The following is a 3,360-nucleotide window of genomic DNA, read 5'->3' on the forward strand; positions in this document are numbered from 1 at the left end:
CCTCGGTGATCGACTCGATCGTGTCGCGGCGAAACAGGTTGTCCGCCCACGCGATCAGGTTGTCGAAGTACTCGCGCAAGAGCGCACGTTGGTACACGCCCGGCCGCACGCGGGCGACCGCGTGGGGATCGAAGGGGTTCGCCACCCACGTTTCCACTTGCTGGGTGAACGCTTTGAGCGCGATCTGCTGCTCGACGGGCGTGACCCCGATCCCGAGCATTGCTTCGATCTGATCCGTCGCCAGGATCTTCGCTTGCTCGAAGAACGGCTTGATCCGCCAGAACTTCGAGGTCGCGGTCTCGGTCTTCAATTTTACCAGATCGATCGGGTTGAACATCAGATGATACCAGCCCTGCGCCTCCTCCCAGCGCTGCTCCGTGGCGAGCTTGCCGGCGACCAACATGGGCACGTGATAGAAGATCTCCCAGTTGTAGGTGGCGTAGGGGTTGTCGAACGAGAAGTCGAATTCCTCGATCGGCAGCTCACCGCGCACGGCGTTGAGGTTGAGGCCCATGCCGTCGGCGAAGCCGAACGGGTTGATCGACTTTCGCTGGCGGAATAGCTGGCTGTTGACCGGCGGCGCGTACAAGCCCGGGAGGCCGCCGCTCGCCAGCGCCTCTTGCAGGTCACGCGCGAACGGGTGGTACAGCTCGACCATCTCGAGCACGAAGCCCTTCGGGGCCGGCGGGTACTCGTCCTGGTTACTGGGGATCTCGCGGCTCGCCACCACCATCTCGTTGCGCGCGGGGGGTGCCTTTCCTGAAGCACCGCGCGTCTTGGGTCGCTGCTCTCGGCCCTGTCGGGGCTCTGGAGTGTCAGGGAGTTCGGGCTCGGGTGGCGGGCACAGCACGAGGCTCGCGGGGTTGAAGTGACCGATGAGGCCGGGATCGTTCGCCTGCCTCGAGTACCGAGACTGGGGCTCGATCAAGTACTTGCGCGACCGGTCATCGTAGATCGCCGGCAGCTTGCTCGGGTCGCGCCGTGGCTTCCAGATGTTGGCGTGATGGACGAACGTCGCCCGGCGCCCGCTCGAGGCGCGCTTGAACAAGTCCGCGAACACGTCGCCCTGGACGAAGTGAGCGGCCCAGTCGTCGCCTTCTTCGACCTCCGAGAAGTGGGGAGTCGAGACATTGCGCTGTCCCTCGAATTCGTCGTATTCACCAAGCGCGATCGAGTTCCTGAGGGCGATGACCTCCACGGGGTCGGCGTCCTCATCGGCGTTTGGTAGTTTAGCGAACTGGGTGTCGTATTCGTGCCATCCCATCCAAGATCCGCGACCGCGGGCGCGTTGCTCGACCGGATCGAAGGTGTAGGTAGGTGCGATCACTGGGCGCCCCTGGAATGACTCGGGGTCCTGCCATAGAACCGTTGCCAAGATCCGCTGGCCGCTGACGTATAGGTGCAGCCGATAGTCGTGCGGTGGCAATTCCCGTGATCCGCTGAGCTTCGACATCGTGGGCTTGCCCCAACCATCAGGGGCACGCTCGATGTGGTGGACGCGGAAGCGATACCTCGGCGGGGCGTCCTGATCCTCCGCCTGCTGCTCATGCTCGGTCGCCCAGAACAAATGCAGCCGGCCTTTGTAGAGCACGATAGCGGCGGCGTCACTGTCGATCCCGGTCGGCACCGCCTCCCACGCCTCCCAGGTGCCGATCGGAAGCCGCCGCCGCACGAACCACTCATGCGGGCTCGCGTGGGTTCGCCCGAGCAACCACAGCTCGCCCGTGTGCGGGTGCTCGTCGACGCCGATCATCTCGAGGTTGGCGACCCGGGCCAGCTGCTCGAGATATCCGCTCAACGCCTTCTCCACGCGAGGTGGATCGAGCACACCCTGCATGAGCGTGGCCTCGAGCTCCGCGAACTCGGGTGTCTTGTCGCCGCGCAGCTCGGGCTCGATCCAGTTCTCGGGGTACAGGAACACCTTGCGGTTGGCCTCCCAGACCCGGTAGTTCTTCATCCAACCCCAGCGCTGGATCGCCTCGGGATCAAAGGTCACCTCCATGACGTCCAGGTGCAGCAGCACGCGGTGAATGAAGATCTGCACCGACGCGATCGCCTGCTTGATCCGCGAGGTCATCATGCAGGCGCTCATCTCGACGTCGATCAGCAGGTGCTCGAACACGTCGTTGGCGGTGCGGAACTTGGGCGTGCGGGCGATCGCAGCGTCGACGAGGGCGTCGCGTTGGCGCTGGCGGATCACGTCGCGCAGGGGCTTGGCGATCTCGGCCCAGCGATCTTCCCCGTACTTGGCTCGGGTCGCGGCCTTGATCGCGGCGGTGGTGGCGATCGTCGGCGTCGGTGAGGCCCAGTCGCGCAGGACGTGGACGCCGACACCGAGCTGATCGGCGGTGGCGATGAGCAGCTTCAGGCGCGGGGGGATGTCCTCCTCGGCGACGGCGGCCGCGTGGGTGTCGTCGTAGCCGAGCGAGGTCGCGAGCGCGAGCACGGCATCAGCGTCCCAGCCTGCGTGGTCGGCCAAGATCCCGATCGCTTCAGCCAACGTGACGGTCTCGCTGATCAGCGCGGGAGCGAGCTCGCCGGGACGCGAGAGATCGCGCAGAGCGAGGGCGTTGCACAGGCACGCCCAGGACTCGAAGCTCGCGGTGGCCGAGGCGACGTCGAGCGGGAGCGCATCGAGGTTGAGCCAGCCGTTGCGACCCGAATACCAGACGGCCTGATCGGCGCGCAGCTCGAAGCGGACGCACACCAACGCGGCCTTGGCCAGGCGGGTCCACGCGGCGAAGTGGGTGGGGTGCGTGCCGGCGCTCAGGCCAATCTCGAGCTGCTCGCGGGTGGCGAAAGGTTGGCGGTAGACCTCGAATAATCGTCCGTCGCCGGCGGGGTTGCTGAGCACGGTGGTCGCGAGGATCTCGGCGACCGCCGCCGGAACGCCGAGCTGTGCGACGATCGTGTCGAGCACGAGCGCGCGCCGTCGCAGGTGTCCGACGATCCTTTGTAGGAGCCACGTTCGGCGGATCGAGACGTCTTGCTCGTCGTCCAGCACGGCCTTGGCGGCGGCCACATCGAGCACACCGCCAAACCTGGTGTCGATGAACTCGTCGCGGTCCTCGGGCTCGAGCGGCGAGGTCTGCTCGACGATCTCGCGGGTGATGGTGACGTCGTCGGCGTCGAGCAGCGCGGCGAGGTTGGTGGTCAGCGCCTGGCCGTCGGGGTCCTCGAGGCGACTGGTCTCGTCGTCGATCGTGAGTAGGCCCAGGGCGAGGCCGCCGAGCGTGCGCGCGACCGCGACGTCGTCGAGCGGGCCGGCGCCGGTGAAGCGGTGGCGCAGCAGCCAGTCGAGCTCGTCGACCGAGAAGCCGCTCTTGGTCAGCGCCTCGACCTGGTCGACGAATTCTGCGG

General features: G+C 66.4%; 1 protein-coding gene. It reads right to left on the reverse strand.

The annotated features are described in order from the left end of the window. Window positions 1-3,360: neuraminidase-like domain-containing protein (locus ENSA7_RS43130; protein ID WP_219907901.1), on the reverse strand; the 3,360-nt coding region annotated here is incomplete at both ends.

The sequence above is a fragment of the Enhygromyxa salina genome, from assembly GCF_002994635.1.
GTDB classification, from domain to species: Bacteria; Myxococcota_A; Polyangia; order Nannocystales; family Nannocystaceae; genus Plesiocystis; species Plesiocystis salina_B.